The organism is Xanthomonas sp. DAR 35659 (assembly GCF_041242975.1).
Taxonomy (GTDB): Bacteria; Pseudomonadota; Gammaproteobacteria; order Xanthomonadales; family Xanthomonadaceae; genus Xanthomonas_A; species Xanthomonas_A medicagonis.
The window spans coordinates 18282-37168 of record NZ_CP162488.1 but is presented as its reverse complement, the minus strand read 5'-3'; the positions used below and the strand labels follow the sequence as shown (position 1 = coordinate 37168).

The window sequence follows — 18887 nt, the reverse complement described above, 5'->3', positions numbered from 1 at the left end:
CTCACGACCTGTCGCACTTTGCGACAGTGGAGCCGCCCATGGCGCACCCGCAATCGCAGCACCACCTCGGCCACGCCCGTCGCCTGTTCTTCGAGCGCGGCGGCGCGCCGACCGGGCAGGTGCCGGACACCATCCTGCAATCGTGGCAGCGCTGCCAGCGCCTGGGCCTGGCCGCGCAGCGCACGCCGCCGATCGAGCCGGTCAGCGCGCCGCGCTTGCGCGAACTGCGCGAGGCGCACGAGCGCCTGTGGCGGCTGGCCCGCGCCGAGCTGGACGGCCTGGCCGGCGACGCCGCCGCCACCGGCAGCATCGTGCTGCTGACCGACGAGGCCGGCTGGATCCTCGACGCCGAAGGCAGCCCGGGCTTCCTCGACAAGGCCGGGCGCGTGGCGCTGATGCCGGGCGCGTGCTGGAGCGAGACCCAGGTCGGCACCAACGCGATCGGCACCGCCATCGTCGAAAGCCGTTCGCTGGAAGTGCGCGGCGGCGAGCACTATTTCGCGCCGCACCAGATCCTCAGCTGCGCCGCGGTGCCGATCTTCGATCCCTACGGCCAGCTCGCCGGCGTGCTCGACATCTCCGGCGACGCCAGCGTGCAGCACATGCACGCGCTGGGCCTGGCGCGCAGGGCGGTGGCCAGCATCGAACACCGCTATTTCGACGAGGGCATCGCCGGCTGCGAGCTGCTGCGCGTGCACCACGATCCGGCCCTGCTCGGCACCGCGCGCGAGGGCCTGCTCGCGTTCCGCAACGGCAAGCTGGTCGCGGCCAACCGTGCCGGCCTGCAGCTGTTCGGACTGGAACGCCACGACCTGGGCCGCGCGCCGTACGCGGCCCTGTTCGAGGAACCGCTGTCGCGCTTGCGCCAGCAGGGAAGCGTGTTCGACCTGCAGGGCCGCGTGCTGCACGGACGCGTGGACAGCGCCGGCGACGCGCGCCCGCGGCGGCGTTCGCCGCAGGCGCCGATCACCGTGTCGGCGGCCGCGCGCGCGCAGCCGGGCGGCGACGCACCGCTGTTCGATGCCGCGCAGGCGCAGGCGCTGGAACGCGCGCGGCGCGTGCTCGATGCGCAACTGCCGGTGCTGGTGCAGGGCGAGACCGGCACCGGCAAGGAAGTGTTCGCGCGCGAACTGCACCGGCGCAGCGCGCGCGCCGGCAAGCCGTTCGTGGCGGTGAATTGCGCGGCGCTGCCGGAGGGGCTGATCGAGGCCGAACTGTTCGGCTACGAGGACGGCGCCTTCACCGGCGCGCGCAAGCACGGCAACCCCGGCCTGCTGCGCCAGGCCGACGGCGGCGTGCTGTTCCTGGACGAGATCGGCGACATGCCGCTGGCCCTGCAGCCGCGGCTGCTGCGCGTGCTGCAGGAGCGCGAACTGCTGCCGCTGGGCGGCGGCAAGCCGGTGCCGCTGGATTTCGCGCTGATCTGCGCCACCCATCGCGACCTGGACGCGGCGATGGCCGAGCAGCGCTTCCGTCCGGACCTGTACTACCGCATCGCCCATCACTGCGTGCAGATCCCGGCGCTGCGCGCGCACCCGGACCGCCGCACGCTGGTGCAGGACCTGTGGGCGCAGGTGGGGCAGGGCCGGCGCCTCACCGAGGCCGCGCTCGCGGCGCTGGCCGCCTATCCCTGGCCGGGCAACCTGCGCCAACTGGTGGCCTGCCTGCGCACCCTGGTCGCGCTGAGCGATGCCGGTAGCGTGGTGGACGTCGATGCCTTGCCGGCCTATCTGCCCGGCGCGGGGCGGGGCATGCGCGCGGCCGCCGGCAGCGCGGCGCCAGGGCAGGGCGGGGCGCACGGCCCACCGCTGGCGACGGCGGCGAGCGCCTCGCCGCACGCGACCGATCTGGACAGCCTCGCCCTGGCGGCGATGCGCGAGGCGCTGGACGCCTGCGGCGGCAACGTCGCGCGTGCCGCGCGCCAGCTCGGCGTCAGCCGCAGCACGCTGTACCGGCGGCTGAAGTTGGGGAGGCACTGAGGGGCGTCTGCACCGACACGCGGTACGGCGTCGCCTATTGCGCTGCATTGCCAGCGCGGGAGCGACTTCAGGGCATCTCTGACAACCTGCTTTCCCCGCAATCAAGTCAGATGCGGTTTGCCCTGTAGGAGCGGCTTTAGCCGCGACAGGCTTTACCGGGAACGCCTCGTCGCGGCTAAAGCCGCTCCTACAGGGCACTTTCCGAGATTATTGGAGGTGCCCTGAAGTCGCTCCCACACCATCATGGGCACTGCAGATGCGTGCGCAGTAGAGGGCCTCGCTCAATGATGGCCGCACAATGCCTGCGGGTGCCTGTTGCCTTTGCGGGATCGGCCGCGACAGGCCTACCCGGAAATGGCGCGCCGCAATTGAAGCCGCTTCCCCTGCCGCTTTCGCACCGGACTGCCGCGTCCGAACGCGGCGAGCAGCGCGCGGTTATGCCGGCGATGCTCCAGTCTCCTTCGAGACCACGGAACTCCATATGCAACGCTTGCACGGCAAGATCGCACTCATCACCGGCGCCAGTTCCGGCATCGGCCGCGCCACCGCCCTGTTGTTCGCGCGCGAAGGCGCCTGCGTGGTGGCGGGCGCCCGCCGCGGCGCGGCGCTGGACGCGCTGGTGGCCGAGATCGCCGCCGCCGGCGGGCGCGCCGCGTGCCTGGCCGGCGACGTACGCGAGGAGGCCTACGCGCAGGCGCTGGTCGCGCTGGCCGTGGAACGCTTCGGTGGCCTGGACATCGCCTTCAACAACGCCGGCACGCTCGGCACGCTGGCGCCCACGCCCGCAGTGGACGCGCACGCCTGGCAGGAGGCGATCGACACCAACCTCAGCGCGGCGTTCTATGGCGCCAAGCACCAGCTCCCGGCGCTGCTCGCGCGCGGCGGCGGCGCGCTGATCTTCACCTCCACCTTCGTCGGCCACACCGTCGGCTTCCCCGGCACCGCCGCCTATGCGGCCAGCAAGGCGGGGCTGATCGGGCTGACCCAGGCGCTGGCCGCCGAATTCGGGCCGCAGGCGGTGCGGGTCAATGCGCTGCTGCCGGGCGGCACCGAGACGCCGATGGCGCACGCGATGAACGGCGACGCGCAGGCGCTGGCGCAGGTGGCGCAGTTGCACGCGCTCAAGCGCCTGGCGCAACCGGAGGAGCTGGCGCGCGCGGCGCTGTTCCTGGCGTCAGACGATGCCTCGTTCATGACCGGCAGCGCGATGCTGGTCGATGGCGGCATCTCGATCAATCGCAGCTGAGCCGCGGCGCCGACGTCGCGTCTTCCGCGAAGCGCGCGCCACGTCGTCGCGCACCGATCGATCATCGCGCGAAGGCGCGTGCGGCGGAGCCGAGGCGCGAGGATCGCGGAGCGTCGTGCGTGCGCCCGGGCGAGGTCAGTGCGCGAAATCCCACTGCAGGCCGACCGTGTAGCCACGGTCCGGCCCCGGCTCGTAGTAGCGGGCGTTGCCGTCGTTGACGATGACCGAGCCGATGTAGGCGCGATCGAGCGCGTTGTCGATGCGCGCGAAGGTGCGCAGCACGCCATGCGCGGTGGTCCAGCGCCGCGAGGCTTCCAGGTTCAACAGCCCGTAGCCGGGCGCTCGCGCGGTGGCCAGGTCGTTGGCGACGGTCGCGCCGGCGGCCACGCCTTCCACCGCGAACTGCCAGGCGCGCGGCTGCCATTGCCAGCGCGCGAACAGTTGCTGGCGCGGCACGCCGGGCAGGCGCGCGCCGGCCGCCACCACCGCGGTGGGCGTGGCGCAGCCGCTGCTGGCGCAGGTCAGGTAGGCCTGACGCACGGTGGCCTGCAGCCAGGTGTAGGACACCTGCAGCTGCGCGGCCTCGCCCAGCGGCAGCCGGTAGCTGGCCTCGGCGCCCTGGCGGCGGGTGCGACCGATGTTGCGGTAGGTGCTGCGGCCGTTGGTGTTGCTAGCCACCGCCAGTTCGTCGTCGGTGTCGGCGCGGAACAGCGCCGCCTCCCACGCCGCGCCGGCCGTGTCGCGCCACTTCGCGCCGAGTTCCAGGTTCTCGCTTTTGGCCGCGGCCAGGTCCAGCGCCAGGCCGGCGCCGCCGTCGTTGCGGTAGCCCAGCTCGTTGAAGGTGGGCGTCTCGAAGCCGCGGCCGGCGGAAGCGTAGAAGCGCAGGTCGTCGCTGGCGCGGAACACCACCCCGGCCACCGGCGTGGTCGCCGCGTAGTCGGTGCGGCCGCTGTCGTCCGGGTTGCGGCCGACGATGTAGGCGTCGTCGGAGCGGAAGCGCACCTGGCTGTGGCGCAGACCGGCCAGCAGCGACCAGCGCTGGCTGAACTGCCACCAGGCCTGGGCGAACTGGTCCACGTTCTGCACCTGGTCCTCCTGGTCGCGGCGCAGTCGGCCCTTCACTCCCAGCGTGCTGCCGACGAAGTTCTCGTAGCCGGTGCGGTGCTGTTTCTGGCGGTCGGCATTGGCGCCGACGGTGAGCTGGAACGGGCGCCCGGCCAACTCGCCCTGCCAGGCCCAGCGCGCGTCGAGGCCACCGTAGTCGCCGTCCAGGTCGATCACCCCGCCGGCGTGCAACGGATTGGCCTGCACCGCCACCGGGACCGCCAGGTACTGCTGCACGTCGCGGCGCCCGAGGTAGGCCATCAGCCGCCAGGTCTGCTGCTCCACCTGCTGGGTGAAGATCGCCCCGGCCTGCGCCTGGCGGGTGGACTTGCGCGTGTCGAACTGGGTGGCCACCGAGGTGGCCTGGCGCGGATCGGCGCTGAACTGCGCGCGGGTCAGGCCCAGCGGGTCCTGCGCCCGCGGCGCGTCCAGGTAGTTCAGCAGCAGGTCCAGGCGCCGCCCCGGGGCCAGGTCGATGCCGAGCTTGGCGTTGACCGAGTCGCGCCGCGCCTGGCTGTGGTCGCGGTAGCCGTCGGTGCGGAAGTGGGTGGCGGCGACGTTGTAGTGCACGTCGCCCTGCTGGCCCTGCAGCTGCGCCCCCGCGCTGTAGGTGCCATGGCTGCCGACGGTGCTGCGCAGCCGCCATGGATCGTCGGGCTGGCCGTCGGCGCTCCACAGCTGCACCACGCCGCCGGAGGAGTTGCCGTACAGCGCCGAGAACGGCCCGCGCAGCACCTCGATGCGCTCGGCGCCGAGCAGGTTGAAGTGCGACAGCTGGCCCTGGCCGTCGGGCATCGTCGCCGGAATGCCGTCCAGCAACAGGCGCACGCCGCGCACGCCGAACGCCGAACGCGCGCCGAAACCGCGGATCGACAACTGCGTGTCCTGCGCATAGTTCTGGCGGTCGCGCGCCAGCAGTCCCGGCACCCCGGACAGCGCCTCGGACACCTGCACGCCGGTGCGGTCGCTGTCGCCCAGCTCCAGCGTGCTCAGCGACGCCGGCAGGTCGAAATCGTCGACGCCGCCGACCCGCGCGGCCTGGACCTGCACGGCGGGCAGGGTGGCGGGGTCGGCCGCGGCGCTGGCGGCGCGAACGAGGGGCGGCGCGCCCAGGACGAGCAGGCCGCAGAGCAGGGCAAGGGGGGTGCGATCGGGCATGCGGCCATCATCGCGCATGCGTCGCCGGCCCGCACGCCGCGTGCCGCAACGCCCCGCCACGCAAGCCTGCGTTTGTTAGGATGGGGCGTTTGACCGCGCCGGCTCCGGTCCCTCCCGGCCCCCACCCTTCGCCACCGAACGAGTACCGCCGTGTCCTTCTTTGCAAACGTGGAACAGGTCCCAGGCGACCCGATCCTGGGCCTGACCGAGGCCTACAACGCCGACTCCCGCCCGACCAAGGTCAACCTGGGCGTGGGCATCTACTACGACGAGAGCGGCCGCATCCCGCTGCTGCGCGCGGTGCAGCAGATCGAGCAGCAGCTGGCGCAGGACGCCAAGCCGCGCGGCTACCTGCCGATCGACGGCCTGCCCGCCTACGACCTGGCCACGCAGAAGCTACTGTTCGGCGCCGAGTCGCCGTTGCTGGCCGCCGGCCGCGTCGCCACCTCGCAGACCGTCGGCGGCAGCGGCGCGCTGCGCGTGGGCGCGGACCTGCTGAAGAAGCTGCTGTCCACCTCGACCATCGCCATCAGCAACCCGAGCTGGGAGAACCACCGCGCGGTGTTCGGCGCCGCCGGCTTCGACGTGGTCGAGTACACCTACTTCGATCCGGCCACGCACGGGCTGAACTTCGACGGCATGCTCGCCGACCTGGGCAAGCTGGCGCCGGGCAGCGTGGTGCTGCTGCACGCCTGCTGCCACAACCCGACCGGCGCCGACCTGAGCCAGGCGCAGTGGCGTACCGTGGCCGAGCTGCTGAAGGAACGCAAGCTGTTCCCGTTCGTGGACATCGCCTACCAGGGCTTCGACAAGGGCATCGACGAAGACGCCTACGCGGTGCGCCTGCTGGCCGAGGTCGGCATCGACACCTACGTCGTCGCCAGTTCCTACTCCAAGTCGTTCTCGCTGTACGGCGAACGCGTCGGCGCGCTGTCGGTGGTCTCGGCCAACGCCGCCGAGAGCAAGGCGGTGCAGTCGCAGGTCAAGCGCATCATCCGCACCATCTACTCCAGCCCGTCCACGCATGGCGCGGCGCTGGTCGCCGGCGTGCTCAACAGCCCCGAGCTGCGCGCGATGTGGGAGCAGGAACTGACCGAGATGCGCGAACGCATCCACGCCCTGCGCGCCGGCATGGTGCAGAAGCTGGCCGCCCTCGGCGCGCCGGAATTTGGCTTCATCCAGCAGCAGGCCGGCATGTTCTCCTACTCGGGCCTGAGCAAGGCGCAGGTGGACCGGCTGCGCGACGAGTTCGGCATCTACGCGGTCGGCACCGGCCGCATCTGCGTGGCCGCGCTGAGCCAGAACAACCTGGATTACGTGACCCAGGCCGTGGCGACGGTCGCCAAGGGCTGAGCCGGGCGCGCATTCCCCGCGACTGAACAGCCCCGGTGTCGTTGCGGCACCGGGGCTATCGGTCGCTGTTCCGGTTCCCCACGCGGATCCTGCCGCGCTGGCGCATCAAGACCCGCGTTGGCGGGGATCCTCGAGCGCATCGTCGAACCAGAACGCCACGGCGTCCGCGTTCACGCCGTCTCGCCCCGTCCAGAAATCGACGGGATACGCCCAGTCCGAGCTATGCCGCTTGCTCGGAGGGACACCCTCGATGAACGTCGCGATCCAGGAAGGATGGTCGCGCGGCTGCAGCACGCCCGCATACCCCAGCAGCTCGATCATCGACCTGGCCGCATCGGTCGTCAGCTTCGGTGCCTGCAGTGTCCTCAGACGCTTCGCCAGGTGACGTGGCGTTTCGTCGCCGGGCGCAGCGCCGATGAGCGCCAGCATGTCCATCAAGCGTTGCTTGCCACGCTCCAGCGTCTGGGCGTCGGCGCCACCGGAATAACCGATGGCCTGGCGGTGCGCCTGCAGGTAGAGCGCAGCCTTCCCCATCAAGGGCGTGCTGCCGATCAGCGAGCCCGTCCATCTGCAGCTATGCAGAAAGGTCAGGTCGTAGGTCTCGGCGGGAAATGCCGCGCAAACAGCGCAGCTCTCCGCCTGCGGATGCGCCTTGCGGAAGGCGTGCTTCTTGAAGTGGCGCGCGTAGGCGTACGCCGCCAACCCGCAACGCATGGGCGCCGAGTCGAGCGCCAATCCACGGAGAAACGCGGAGACCACCGACGCCTTGGTCGTGTTCCGCATCTCCTCCAGCAGCCAATCGCCCACCTGGTCGTGGGTGAGCGTTTGCGGCGGCAGCATCAAGCCGTGCCGCAGCAGATTGTCGTGCTCCTTGCTGCCAGCCGGATAGGGCGCCAGAGGCGTGTAGTTGTTCAGATCGCGGACGACCCCGGCCGGTAATCCCTCCATGCGTTCGGCCTCCTGCGGCACCATGCCCTGCCGCGCTTGCCGTCGCCCGCTCATTGCAGCGGCCTGCCGACCACCAGGCGCACGCCGAGCGGTTCGGCCAAGGGACGCAGCTTTTCCACCTTGTCGGCGCTCGCCACCACGCCCAGCGTCAGGTAGGGCAGCCGCTTGCCCTGGAAGGACTTCAGCGCGGCCTCCACCGACTTCAGCACGAGGCGCTCGTTGCCGCCGTAGGCCACCACCTCGAGCGGTTCCGTTTCGCCCCGCGCCATGACGCTCTCCAACTGTTTCACCGCATTGCTGCTGCCGATGGCCGGGCCCATCAGGGCGTTGGAGATCGCATTGCTGGCGGCGGGCATTTCCACGTAGAACATGCGTCCTGCGGGCGATCCGGCCGCGGGGGCGGGTTGCGCCTCTTGCGCATGCACCAGACCCGGTGCCGATACGGCAAGCGCCAGGACGACCGCCACTGCGCCACCGGCGAAGGAGGGACCTCGCTTCCTTTCCATTGACTTGCTCCTTGTGTCGATGAATGCCGCCATTGTGCCCGTCGCAGCAGGTCCCCGCATGCCCTCTCCGCAATGGAGATCGAACCTGCCCACGCCATCGCGGTGCGACCCGATGCGACAATAGGAGTTCCTTCCCCACGCAAGGCAACCGCTGCCCATGTCGCGAACCTCGCTGACCCGCTTCCTGATCGAAGAACAGCACGCCGGCCGCATCGGCCCGGAACTGCGCCAGCTCGTCACCATCGTCTCGCGCGCCTGCAAGCGCATCTCCATCGCGGTCAGCAAGGGCGCGCTGGGCGGCGTGCTCGGCGATGCCGGCACCGGCAACGTGCAGGGCGAGGCGCAGAAGAAGCTGGACGTACTCAGCAACGACATCCTGCTCGAAGCCAACGCCTGGGGCGGTCACCTGGCCGCGTGCGCCTCGGAAGAGATGGACCACAGCCAGCCGGTGCCCGACAAGTATCCCAGCGGCGACTTCCTGCTGCTGTTCGATCCGCTGGACGGCAGCTCCAACATCGACGTCAACGTCTCGGTCGGCACCATCTTCTCGGTGCTGCGCGCGCCGCCGGGCACCGACAAGCCCGGCGACGAACACTTCCTGCAACCGGGCACCGCCCAGGTCGCGGCCGGCTACTGCATCTACGGCCCCAGCACGATGCTGGTGCTGACCCTGGGCCACGGCACCCACGCCTTCACCCTGGAGCGCGAGGAAGGCAGCTTCCTGCTGACCCAGGCCGACATGCGCATCCCCGAGGACACCGCCGAGTTCGCGATCAACATGTCCAACCAGCGCCACTGGGAAGCGCCGATGCAGCAGTACGTCGCCGACCTGCTCGCCGGCACGGAGGGCGTGCGCGGCAAGAACTTCAACATGCGCTGGATCGCCAGCATGGTCGCCGACGTGCACCGCATCCTCACCCGCGGCGGCATCTTCATCTACCCCTGGGACAAGAAGGACCCGGGCAAGCCCGGCAAGCTGCGCCTGATGTACGAAGCCAACCCGATGGGCCTGCTGGTGGAACAGGCCGGCGGCGCCGCCAGCACCGGCCGCGAGCGCATCCTCGGCCTGCAGCCGACGCAACTGCACCAGCGCGTGCCGGTGTTCCTGGGTTCGAAGAACGAGGTGGCCGAAGCGGTGCGGTACCATCAGCAGCACGACCGCGCGCAGGGCTGAGCCGACCCCATGAAGGTACAGCGCATCATCGCCAACCTCGGTGCCGCCGACCCGGCCGCGGCGGACGCGTTCTACCGCGGCATCCTGGGGCTGGACCTGGTGATGGACCATGGATGGATCCGCACCTATGGCGGTGCGGAGCGCATGCGGGTGCAGCTCAGTGTCGCCAGCCAGGGCGGATCGGGCACGCCGGTGCCCGATCTGTCGATCGAAGTCGACGATCTGGACGAGGCGCTGCGCCGCGTCCGCGACGCCGGCCTCGCCGTGGAGTACGGCCCGGTCGACGAACCCTGGGGCGTGCGGCGCTTCTACGTCCGCGATCCGTTCGGCAGACTGGTCAACCTGTTGCAGCACGCGTGATCCGCGGGCGGCGCGTCCCACTCTGCCACCGCCGACGCTGGCGGCGCGGTCGCGCTGCGATAGGGTAGCGACAGCGCAGTGGCTGTGTGGAGACGACGAACGCCGGCGGACGGCGCGCGCAACTGGCCGCATCGGGCGGGAGAAGACCCATGAACCAAACCCTTGTCGTAATGTTCTTCTTCGCCACCGGCCCGGTCGCATTGATGCCCAGCGTCATCGCGTTGCTGACCCGCCACCGGTGGCGGCGGCGGATCGTGCTGGTCAACCTGGCGTTGTGGACGCTGCTGTTCTTCGCCGCCAGGAGTTTCACCCTGTACAACTCCAGCCGCTTCGAGCTGCCGACCCTGCTGGCGCTGGCGGTGTGGTTGGTCCTGCTGGGCATCGCGGTCCGGGGCAACACGGCGCCATCCAATCGGTCCTGAAAGACCAATCCCTAGCCGCCGCCGCTGGCCTGAGCTCCGCCGCCCCGCGACACCGATGCCGCGATAGCAGGCCCACCGGCGCCTTGGCTATGATGGCGGCCGGCAGTGGACGCTACGCATGTGCGCGTTCCATGGACCGTCGGTAGCGCCGACAACGGGAGGAGCCGTGGCAGGGAAATTCTTGCAGCGCAGTGCCATCATCGACGCCATCAAGCGGCGCGAGTGCATCAACGCGCAACAGAAGCGCCTCGGCCTGACCCGGCATCCGGTGCGGTTCACCGTCTGCGGCTGTTCCGACGTCGGCTGCTCGGGCTTCTACACGATCGACCGGCACACGACGCTGCCTACCGCCGAGGCGTGCGCGGCCGCGATCCGCGCGGACAACCGGCGCCGCAAGGACCGCAAGCGGTCGAGCGGCTCCGGCGACGGCCCCGCGAGGTGAACTCGCCCGCGCACGGCGACGCGGTCCGGCTGCCCGCCGGCGGTGACGGCGTGCGCGGCCGGAACTTCACCATGCACTGGATCGCCAGCATGGTCGCCGACATGCACCGCATCCTCGGCTGCGGTGCACGGACGGGGTGGGTCAGGCGCGGCAGCTGCCTTCTTGCAGCGTCGCTGGTTTTTTCCACACCCGCCTATGCGACCGCGCAATGTCCGCAGGAATTCGGCGCGAAGGATCCGCTCGTCAACGTCATCGGCTGGCTGGTCGTCGCGGTGGGCGTGGCCGTGGGCGGATGGCTGTTCGCGTCTCTCGTCAAGCGCACGCGCGGTTTGCGCCGGTTGCCGCGCTGTGCAGCTCTCGCAGCGGGGTTCGTCGGGATGCTCGCGCTGTGGATCGCCGGTTTCGCGCTGGCCTTCGTGTACTTCTTCTTTCGGTGTTAGAGGGTTGTCGCCGAACGGCGGCGACGGCGTGGCAAGCGGTGCGCGCATGCGCCTGCGACGAGCGCACTGGATGAGCCGTCGTCCGCGCACGTGCCGTCGCACCGGAGACACATGGCCGTGCAGCCCGCTCGCACCCGCTTTTGCTGGCCGATCCCGGCCGTCGTAGGATGCGCTGGGTCCGGTAGGCACCGGACGACCGATCCCATCACTTCCAGCCGACGCGCGATGCGTCGGTCCATGCAGGCGGCGCACACATGCTCAAGAGATTGCTCTCGGTTCTGTTCGGAACAGCCATCGCCGCGTCGTCCGCCGCCGCCGACCGGTGGGTGGAGGGCGGCCTTTACGTGACCGAGCAAGAGCCCGGCCGCTTCGTGCCGCTGAAGATCCTCAAGGTGGACGAGCGCGGTGTCCATGTCCGCGTGTACAGCAACGTGTTCCGTGCGCCTCCCAAGACCATCGACGAATCCACCCTGTACATGGCGGGTGTGGACAGGCGCGACGACGAGCCGCTGGGCATGGGGCATCTGCCGATCTCCAAGGCCTCCTTTTCCGGCTGGAACGCCCGCTTCGTCCAGCAGTCCTCGGTGACCGCGGAGGAACTGGAGGGCTACGACATGTGGCGCGACGCGGAGGGCGGCTACTTCTAGGCCTCTCTCGCCGCCGCTCGTTTCCGGCTCGGTCGACGCATCCGTCCCGATGCTCGCCATGTCCGTGCCGCGCGTCGTCCGGTAGGTCAAGACCCTGGAAACGCATAGAATCGCTGCACGGCGATCGTCGCCACTTCTGTCGCGGTCGATCGATCGGGCTGCGGCGTGGCGTAGCGCCCGCGCCACGGGCCTGCTTCCATCCACGGCGCCGAAGAGGACAACGTAGGCACTGCCATGAACCAGACCGTGTTCCTGCTGTTCTTCTTCGCAACCGCACCGATCGCCTTGATGCCGAGCGTCATTTCCTGGCTGACCCGGCACAAGGCGCGGCGGCTGATCGTGGCCGGCAACCTCGTCCTGTGGGCGCTGATCTTCTTCGCCGCCCGCAGCTTCACCATCGGCACCTCCAGCACGTTCCAATTGCCGACGTTGCTGGCGCTGGCGGCCTGGCTGGTGTTGCTGGGTTATGCCATCCGCGGTGGCGCGATGTCCTCCGCCAGACGTTAGCTCGACCGATACCGCCCCCCCCGATTCCCGCGCAGCGGCGACGCCGCCGCAACGCCGCCAAGGTCACCCGATGCCCGATCCCACTGCCGATTTCATCGAAGTCTTCGACGGCGCCATGTCCCGCGAGGACTGCGCCGCGATCATGCGGCGCCTGCGCGGCAGCGCCCAGTTGCAGCCGGGCGAGGTGGGCAGCGGCGTGTTCCCCGAACTCAAGCGCAGCCGCGACCTGCGCATCAGCGGCCTGGAGCCGTGGCGCGACGTGGAACAGCGCCTGCAGCAGGCGGTGTTCGGCGGCCTGCTCGGCTACCTGCGCAAGTATCCGCAGACGCTGATCTCGCCGCTGATGCTGCAGGTGCCCGGCGCCGACGGCCAGCCGCACCGGCTCAATGCCGAGGATTTCGCGCTGCTGGACGACGCCGCGCTGTCCAACCTGGCGCGCACCTGCCTGCGCCCGGGCGCGATCAACCTGCAGTGGTACGAGGCGGGCGAGGGCGGCTACCCGTACTGGCATTGCGAACTGTATCCGCGCGACCCCGGTGCCGAGACCCTGCACCGGCACCTGCTGTGGACGCTCTACCTCAACGACGACTTCCAGGACGGGGAGACCGAGTTCCTGTTCCAGCAGCGCAAGATCGCGCCGCGCGCCGGCAGCCTGCTGATCGCCCCGACCGCCTTCACCCACACCCATCGCGGCAACCGGCCGCAGGGCGGCGACAAGTTCATCGCCACCAGTTGGATCCTGTTCCAGTCGGCGCAGGCGCTGTACGGCCGGGAGTAGGGATTCGGGAGTGGGGGTTCGCAAGGGCGGCAGGCGCTCGCGGCTCGTCCGTCGGCCTTCGTCGCCTGCGATCTCCCTGACGCGGCTGACAGGCAGAACTGTCTGAATGGGCGGCGTCGGGTATCGGCCTGAACCTGGCTCTGCGGCGGAACATTCGACCTTTGGAGTCGCCCCGGGCGTTTGTTAGTATTCCTACTAATATCCGCCTGTTCGAGGACGATACCCATGGGCACGAGTGACCGCTCGGCTGGCCGCGACGTGCGAAGTTCGCGGACGGCCATCAAAGGACGAGGCACCAACTCCTATGTGCCTGGTCGCTTCGCGGCCACCACGGCGGTTGAGATCGATGACGGCTGGCACGCCCCTGCGCCGGACGGCGAATCCACCGCCCGGCCCAGGACGGTGGTGAGCGACGAGATGGCGAGGAGCATCATTAGCCGCAACAACTCACCGGACGTGGGGTTTTCGCAGTCGGTGAACCCCTACCGGGGCTGTGAGCACGGCTGTGTCTACTGCTTCGCCAGGCCATCGCACGCCTATCTGGACCTGTCGCCGGGCCTGGACTTCGAGACGCGGATCTTCGCCAAACCCAACGCCGCCACGTTGCTGCGTGCCGAGATCGCGCGTCCATCCTATGTCTGCTCGCCGATCGCGCTGGGCATCAATACCGATGCCTATCAGCCCGCCGAACGACACCGCCGCATTTCGAGGGAGTGCTTGGAAGTGTTGGCCGAGGCGAGGCATCCGCTCAGTTTCGTCACCAAGTCCGCGCTGATCGAGCGCGACATCGATGTGCTGGCGTCGATGGCAAGACAAAACCTGGTCGCCGTGTACTTCTCCGTGACCACGCTCGACAATCGCCTGGCGGCGAAAATGGAGCCGCGTGCCGCCGCACCTCATGCACGCCTTCGCGCAATGCGGGCGCTGCACGACGCGGGTATTCCGGTCGGCGTCCTCGTCGCTCCCGTGATTCCCATGATCAACGACAAGGAACTCGAGCGCATCCTGGAGGCGGCAAGGGAACACGGTGCCTGCGCCGCGGGCTACGTCCTGCTGCGCCTGCCGCACGAGCTGGCCGAACTGTGGCGCGAATGGCTCCAGTTGCACTATCCCGAGCGCGCCAAGCACGTCATGAGCTTGATCCAGCAGATGCGCGGCGGCAGGGATTACGACAGCAGCTTCGGCAAGCGGATGGTCGGAGAAGGTCCATTCGCCCAGCTCATCTCGCAGCGATTCGCCGCAGCTTACCGTCGGCTTGGATTTGGACGAATGCCACGGCTGGACACCAGCCAGTTCGCTCCTCCTCGCTTGCGGACCCCGCAACTCGAACTCTTCTGATCCGCGTCGGCGACGGGCGGCGAACCACGTGCTTTCGACAGCATGAAGCCCCAAGTCAGGGTCTGAGCGAATGCCACCGTGAATGCACGCGCTTGAGGTACCTGGCGCACATCGGAAGACGCCATCTGGACTGTCTCGACAACCGATGCAGGCCACACAGAGACGCACGCCGGCCGCCCTCCCGGGCAGCGCCGACCGGCCACGCCCGGCCGGATGCGTCGCTGCTTCAAAGACGGGCGGTGTAGATCAGCATAAGACGATTCTCTTCCGCATCACGCTGATAGTTGGACCGAAAGAAGCCATTGCGCCAACGCACGGAGAAGCCCTTCAGCGCTTGTCGCTGGAACGTGTATTCGAACTCGACATCGCGCTGCCACTGGCGCCCCTCTCCCGAGTAGAACGACGGCCGCGCGTGGTCGCCACGCACGTAGCGCACAAGCACTTTCAGACCCGGCACACGGATGGCCTTGCCGTCCAGCTGGTAGCGAAGCTGCCAGCTCCTTTCGTCTCGCTCCATGAAGTCGTTGATGAACGTCCAGTTCATCACGTTCCCGTCCGTGCCTCCCACCCAGGGCATCGCGGTACGCCCGCTCAGGCCCTGATAGGCAACGGCGATTTGCTGGCCGTTTCGCTTCCACGCGAGCATCATGTTCCATGCGCGATTGTCGACGGGTCCCGCCAGGCCGCCGCCAATGTCAGCGGACACGTAGTACCTGACCTCGGCGTCCAGCGTGGCGCCGGCGATAGGCTGGCTGGCGGCGAGCGCCACGACCTGCTGACGATAGAGATCCCTGAGTTCTCCCTGCTCGACAGTCGCCTTGAACCGCCCCAGACTCCACTCTTCAGTGCGCGCCACGATCAGAAGATCGCATTGGAGATCAGGATCAGGACCAGGGAAATCACCGATGCCATGGAGAGCGGCAGGCTCAGCGTCTTCAACGTGCCGCGCAAGGTGAGCCCCATCGTGGTCTGCATCAGCCAGAACGTGTTGCTGGTCACGTGCACCAGAAACAGGGAGCCCGAGCCTGCCGCCAGGGCCACCAGCACCGGCGGGACATGCAAGGCGTGGAGCGCGGGCGCCAGGAGGCTGGCGGCGGTGATGGCCGAGGCGGACACAGATCCGATGGCGATATGCAGAATGGCCGCCACGCCCCAGACCAGCAGCAGTGGCGCAGCGGTGTTGGCGCTGAAGTATCCGGACAGGATGTCGCCGAGCCCGGTGGTCGCGACAACGGCGGACAGGGAACCGGCGACGCCGGTCAGCAACAGGATCTGGCCGCTCTCCTTGAACGCATCGTTGGCGGCGCCGCTGCGGTCCCGCGCGGGGATCGTGAATCTGGCGATGAAGAAGGCGAGGCCCAGCCCGCAGAACAGCGCGAAGGTGGAGTTGCCCACGGCCTTCAGCAAGGGCATGTCGAGCTCGAACGCGCGGTCGATGGCACCCACGGCAATCATCAGCATCGGCACGATGATGGGGAGCAGCGAAAACCGGAGAGGAACCCGATGTCCCTCGACCCGATCGTCCTGATCGCCGCCGCCGATGACCGCTGGCTGCTCGTCCACGGGCAGCTCGTCGGTTTCCTGCTTCCAGAAGCCGCGACGAAGCATCCAGTGGAATGTCCAGAGCGTCAGGAAGATCGTCGGCACAGCGATCCCCAGGCCGACCAGGAGCATGGTCCCGAGTTACACATTCAGGACCGCGGACAGGGCCAGCGCCGCAACGCCGGGCACCACCATGGTCAATGCCAGATAGATGCCGACCCCGACCGCCGCCGCCATCCGTGGCAACGCCGTGCCCCCCATGGTCTTGGCCGTCGCCCTCGCCAAGGGGGCGGACATCAGCAGCAGGACGTCCGTGTAGATCGGCGGGAAGATCGCCGCAAGAATGCTCGCAAAGGCATACGGCATCTGCATGGGCCGGAAGGTGCGAACCAGCAGCCCGACAACCTGCTGGAACGCGCCCATCCGGTGCAGGAAGGCGCCAATCATCACACCGAACCCGATCAACAGGCCGATCTTCCCCATCAAGTCACCGAAGCCATCGGTGATGGCTTTGACGGTCTCGCCGAAGCCAAGCCCGGAACTCACGCCGAGATAGAGCGGCCCCGCGACCAAGGCAATCATCGGATTGACCTTGAAGTAGATGATCAGCAGGACAATCAGCAAAATAGCGAACATGGCGTTCGCCAGAACGAACCACTCGTGCATGATCCCCTCCCAGGAATACAGGCTGGATTGAAGCGATGCGCTGGCGACGGCCGCTTTCCTCCAAGCGGCCGTCGGCGCTTTTCGATGCTCTACGCGGCGCGAAGCCCTTCCGGCGCAGGATGCAGGTCGGCCACCCGCCCCGCTTTGGCGACCTGTCCCGACGTCTCATGACCCACCAGGCCCGGCAGCCTTCGCGAAAGGTGGATCAGCGCCGGCAGATCCAGACCGGTTGCGATTCCCATTTCCTCGCACATGGCGACCAGGTCCTCGGTGCAGATGTTTCCCGATGCCCCTGGCGCGAACGGGCAACCGCCAAGGCCGCCCAGCGATGCGTCGAAGCGCCTGGCGCCAGCCTCGTGGGCCGCGATGACATTGGCCAGTCCCAAGCCGCGGGTGTTGTGGAAGTGCAGGGTCAAACCGCGCGGATCGACAAGCGCCAGCACCTGCTCGACGAGCGCCCGAACCTGCCTGGGATTCGCCATGCCGGTGGTGTCCGCGAGGGTGATCCCGCTGCACCCCAGGTCCAGATAGCGACGCACGAAGTCCAGCACCTTGCCGGGCGCTTGCGCGCCCTCGAACGGGCACCCGAAGGCAGTGGCCACCGTTCCATTGAGCGATGCGCGGTGCGCGCCGACGGCGGCAATGCGCTCGAACTCGGCAAAGCTCTGCGCCGGGGTCATCCGCATGTTGGCCAGGTTGTGCGTCCGGCTCGCGGAAGCGACCATGTTGAGTTCGTCGGCGTTGGCCGCCAGCGCTCGTTCGGCGCCAATCAGATTGGGCACCAGCGCAACGTACGTCGCGTCGGCGCCGCGGTCGATGCTAGCGAAGACCTCGCCCGCATCCGCCAGCGCTGGAACCGCCTTGGGCGATACGAAGCTACTGATCTCAATGCGCGAGAAGCCGAGTGCGGTGAAGGCATTGGCGAGCGCGATCTTGTGCTGGGTGGGGACGAAGACGGGTTCGATCTGCAGGCCGTCCCGGAGGCTGACCTCCTGCACGATCAGAGCGGGTGTGGTGGTCATACGGATTCCTCCGGCTGGGTGAGCCGCGCGATGGCCTCGGGCGTCAGGCCCAACTGCGCCAGCACCTGGACGGTGTGTTCGCCCAGCGCGGGTCCCGTCCAGCGCATCTGTCCGGGGGTCTCGGAGAGCTTGGGAACGATGCCTGGCAGCGTCACGCGCGCGCCGTCCGGCAAGGTGGTCTCGAGCAGCATCTCCCGGGCCTGGTAGTGCGGATCGGCGACGATGTCGGCGGCGGAATAGATCCTCCCGGAGGGGACGTCCGCCGCCTCCAGAGCGGCCAGCACCGCGTCGACCGTCAGCCCGCTCGTCCAATGCGTGATCGCCGCATCCAGCTCCGCATTCCTGGCCACGCGCCCGGGGTTTGTCGCCAAATCGGGATCGTCCGCCAGGTCGGGACGGCCGACCGCGCGCATGAGCCGCTGGTAGATGGGGTCGCTGTTGCCGGCAATGACCACGAAGCCGCCGTCGGCCGTTGGATAGGTGTTGGACGGGCTGATGCCGGGCAAGGCGCCACCGGTGCGTTCGCGGATCGTCCCGAACATGCTGTACTCGGGGACCAGGCTCTCCATCAGGTTGAAGACGCTTTCGACCAAGGAAACGTCCACAACCTGGCCGCCACCTTGGCCGGTCCTGACCCGTAGCAATGCCATCAGGGCGCCGATGACACCGTGCAGCGAGGCGAGGGAATCTCCCAGGCTGATGCCGACGCGCGAGGGAGCGGTCTGCGGATCGCCCGTGGTATAGCGGATGCCGCCCATCGCCTCGCCGATGGCGCCAAAGCCGGGGCGATCCCGGTAGGGACCGGTCTGCCCGTAGCCGGAGATACGCACCATGACCAAATCGGGATTGAGCGCGGAGAGCACCTCCCAGCCAAGGCCGAGCTTCTCGAGGCCTCCTGGCCTGAAGTTCTCGATCACCACATCCGCGCTCGCGGCCAGCGCGCGCGCAGCGTCCAGGCCGCCAGGCGACTTCAAGTCCAGCGCCACCGACTTCTTGTTGCGAGCCTGCAAGGACCACCACAGGGAGGTATCCCCATGCAGCTTGCGCCACTTGCGAAGCGGATCGCCCCCGTCCGGCGACTCGATCTTGATCACCTCGGCACCGAATTCGGCGAAGAGGCGCGCGGCGAACGGCGCCGCGATTAGCGTTCCGAATTCGACAACGCGAATTCCGTGCAGTGGACCAGGCATCGTCATACCTCCCATGACAATGCCCGCAGGTTATCCAGTGTCGGCCCGGCTTCGCCATGCCTTTC

The 18887-nt window shown here is 68.8% G+C and carries 18 protein-coding genes and 1 pseudogene; 12 read left to right on the top strand and 7 right to left on the bottom strand.

Translation table 11 applies throughout. The annotated features are described in order from the left end of the window. Positions 1-38 precede the first annotated feature (38 nt). Together AB3X07_RS00180 and AB3X07_RS00175 are read left to right on the top strand one after the other, a co-directional pair. Positions 39-1979 (top strand): sigma-54-dependent Fis family transcriptional regulator, encoded by a 1941-nt coding sequence (locus tag AB3X07_RS00180; RefSeq protein WP_369941664.1) that lies wholly within the window; start codon positions 39-41, stop codon positions 1977-1979. Positions 1980-2460: 481 nt separating this feature from the next. Beyond that, positions 2461-3225 carry an SDR family oxidoreductase gene (locus AB3X07_RS00175; RefSeq protein ID WP_369941662.1) on the top strand — a complete coding sequence of 255 codons (765 nt, stop codon included), beginning with the start codon at positions 2461-2463 and terminating at the stop codon, positions 3223-3225. A gap of 135 nt (positions 3226-3360) precedes the next feature. On the opposite strand, the gene AB3X07_RS00170 is transcribed toward AB3X07_RS00175, so the two are convergent. After that, a complete protein-coding gene (locus AB3X07_RS00170) occupies positions 3361-5487 on the bottom strand; it encodes a TonB-dependent receptor family protein (protein ID WP_369941660.1) in 2127 nt (708 codons plus the stop codon). Between the two features lie 150 nt (positions 5488-5637). Between AB3X07_RS00170 and AB3X07_RS00165 the strand changes: the two genes are divergently transcribed. Continuing rightward, positions 5638-6840 (top strand): aromatic amino acid transaminase, encoded by a 1203-nt coding sequence (locus tag AB3X07_RS00165; RefSeq protein ID WP_369941658.1) that lies wholly within the window; start codon positions 5638-5640, stop codon positions 6838-6840. A 105-nt stretch (positions 6841-6945) separates the two neighbouring features. On the opposite strand, the gene AB3X07_RS00160 is transcribed toward AB3X07_RS00165, so the two are convergent. After that, entirely contained in the window at positions 6946-7842 is an 897-nt protein-coding gene (locus AB3X07_RS00160) for a hypothetical protein (protein WP_369941656.1), read from the bottom strand. Then, positions 7839-8255 carry a hypothetical protein gene (locus AB3X07_RS00155; protein WP_369941655.1) on the bottom strand — a complete coding sequence of 139 codons (417 nt, stop codon included), beginning with the start codon at positions 8253-8255 and terminating at the stop codon, positions 7839-7841. Before AB3X07_RS00155 ends, AB3X07_RS00160 begins: the two co-directional genes overlap by 4 nt. Positions 8256-8451: 196 nt before the next feature. Here AB3X07_RS00155 and AB3X07_RS00150 point away from each other — a divergent pair, with 196 nt between their 5' ends. The 9 genes from AB3X07_RS00150 (at position 8452) to AB3X07_RS00110 (ending at position 14402) form a co-directional block, all read left to right on the top strand. Continuing rightward, positions 8452-9468 (top strand): class 1 fructose-bisphosphatase, encoded by a 1017-nt coding sequence (locus tag AB3X07_RS00150; protein WP_369941653.1) that lies wholly within the window; start codon positions 8452-8454, stop codon positions 9466-9468. 9 nt (positions 9469-9477) lie between these two features. Next, the gene (locus AB3X07_RS00145; protein WP_369941651.1) at positions 9478-9828 is read left to right on the top strand and encodes a VOC family protein; all 351 of its coding nucleotides are present in this window, start codon (positions 9478-9480) and stop codon (positions 9826-9828) included. Between the two features lie 149 nt (positions 9829-9977). Then, a complete protein-coding gene (locus AB3X07_RS00140; RefSeq protein ID WP_369941650.1) occupies positions 9978-10250 on the top strand; it encodes a hypothetical protein in 273 nt (90 codons plus the stop codon). 166 nt (positions 10251-10416) lie between these two features. Then, on the top strand, positions 10417-10692 hold the full coding sequence (locus tag AB3X07_RS00135) for a hypothetical protein (protein WP_369941647.1): 276 nt from the start codon (positions 10417-10419) through the stop codon (positions 10690-10692). Further along, positions 10689-11132: a hypothetical protein gene (locus AB3X07_RS00130; protein WP_369944864.1), complete on the top strand. Its 444-nt coding sequence runs from the start codon at positions 10689-10691 to the stop codon at positions 11130-11132. Before AB3X07_RS00135 ends, AB3X07_RS00130 begins: the two co-directional genes overlap by 4 nt. A gap of 254 nt (positions 11133-11386) precedes the next feature. Continuing rightward, the gene (locus AB3X07_RS00125; protein WP_369941645.1) at positions 11387-11779 is read left to right on the top strand and encodes a hypothetical protein; all 393 of its coding nucleotides are present in this window, start codon (positions 11387-11389) and stop codon (positions 11777-11779) included. A 234-nt stretch (positions 11780-12013) separates the two neighbouring features. Next, positions 12014-12286, top strand: a complete 273-nt coding sequence (locus tag AB3X07_RS00120) for a hypothetical protein (RefSeq protein WP_369941643.1) — start codon at positions 12014-12016, stop codon at positions 12284-12286. A 70-nt stretch (positions 12287-12356) separates the two neighbouring features. After that, entirely contained in the window at positions 12357-13064 is a 708-nt protein-coding gene (locus AB3X07_RS00115) for a 2OG-Fe(II) oxygenase (RefSeq protein WP_369941642.1), read from the top strand. Between the two features lie 225 nt (positions 13065-13289). Then, entirely contained in the window at positions 13290-14402 is a 1113-nt protein-coding gene (locus tag AB3X07_RS00110; protein ID WP_369941640.1) for a PA0069 family radical SAM protein, read from the top strand. 226 nt (positions 14403-14628) lie between these two features. Here the strand turns inward: AB3X07_RS00110 and AB3X07_RS00105 are convergent, their stop codons facing one another. The 4 genes and pseudogenes from AB3X07_RS00105 to AB3X07_RS00090 form a co-directional block, all read right to left on the bottom strand. Further along, positions 14629-15258: an OprD family outer membrane porin gene (locus AB3X07_RS00105; protein WP_369941638.1), complete on the bottom strand. Its 630-nt coding sequence runs from the start codon at positions 15256-15258 to the stop codon at positions 14629-14631. A gap of 2 nt (positions 15259-15260) precedes the next feature. Beyond that, positions 15261-16580, bottom strand: a pseudogene (locus AB3X07_RS00100) (GntP family permease). A 119-nt stretch (positions 16581-16699) separates the two neighbouring features. Then, entirely contained in the window at positions 16700-17632 is a 933-nt protein-coding gene (locus AB3X07_RS00095) for a hydroxymethylglutaryl-CoA lyase (RefSeq protein WP_369941636.1), read from the bottom strand. Continuing rightward, complete coding sequence (locus AB3X07_RS00090; protein WP_369941635.1) at positions 17629-18822, bottom strand: CaiB/BaiF CoA transferase family protein; 1194 nt, start codon at positions 18820-18822, stop codon at positions 17629-17631. Before AB3X07_RS00090 ends, AB3X07_RS00095 begins: the two co-directional genes overlap by 4 nt. Positions 18823-18887 lie beyond the last annotated feature (65 nt).

Bases quoted from the DNA above. Each gene is read 5' to 3' on its own strand.
- AB3X07_RS00180 (WP_369941664.1), top strand. From the start codon at position 39: ATGGCGCACCCGCAATCGCAGCACCACCTCGGCCACGCCCGTCGCCTG.
- AB3X07_RS00175 (WP_369941662.1), top strand. From the start codon at position 2,461: ATGCAACGCTTGCACGGCAAGATCGCACTCATCACCGGCGCCAGTTCC.
- AB3X07_RS00170 (WP_369941660.1), bottom strand. From the start codon at position 5,487: ATGCCCGATCGCACCCCCCTTGCCCTGCTCTGCGGCCTGCTCGTCCTG.
- AB3X07_RS00160 (WP_369941656.1), bottom strand. From the start codon at position 7,842: ATGAGCGGGCGACGGCAAGCGCGGCAGGGCATGGTGCCGCAGGAGGCC.
- AB3X07_RS00150 (WP_369941653.1), top strand. From the start codon at position 8,452: ATGTCGCGAACCTCGCTGACCCGCTTCCTGATCGAAGAACAGCACGCC.
- AB3X07_RS00145 (WP_369941651.1), top strand. From the start codon at position 9,478: ATGAAGGTACAGCGCATCATCGCCAACCTCGGTGCCGCCGACCCGGCC.
- AB3X07_RS00140 (WP_369941650.1), top strand. From the start codon at position 9,978: ATGAACCAAACCCTTGTCGTAATGTTCTTCTTCGCCACCGGCCCGGTC.
- AB3X07_RS00125 (WP_369941645.1), top strand. From the start codon at position 11,387: ATGCTCAAGAGATTGCTCTCGGTTCTGTTCGGAACAGCCATCGCCGCG.
- AB3X07_RS00120 (WP_369941643.1), top strand. From the start codon at position 12,014: ATGAACCAGACCGTGTTCCTGCTGTTCTTCTTCGCAACCGCACCGATC.
- AB3X07_RS00115 (WP_369941642.1), top strand. From the start codon at position 12,357: ATGCCCGATCCCACTGCCGATTTCATCGAAGTCTTCGACGGCGCCATG.
- AB3X07_RS00110 (WP_369941640.1), top strand. From the start codon at position 13,290: ATGGGCACGAGTGACCGCTCGGCTGGCCGCGACGTGCGAAGTTCGCGG.
- AB3X07_RS00095 (WP_369941636.1), bottom strand. From the start codon at position 17,632: ATGACCACCACACCCGCTCTGATCGTGCAGGAGGTCAGCCTCCGGGAC.
- AB3X07_RS00090 (WP_369941635.1), bottom strand. From the start codon at position 18,822: ATGCCTGGTCCACTGCACGGAATTCGCGTTGTCGAATTCGGAACGCTA.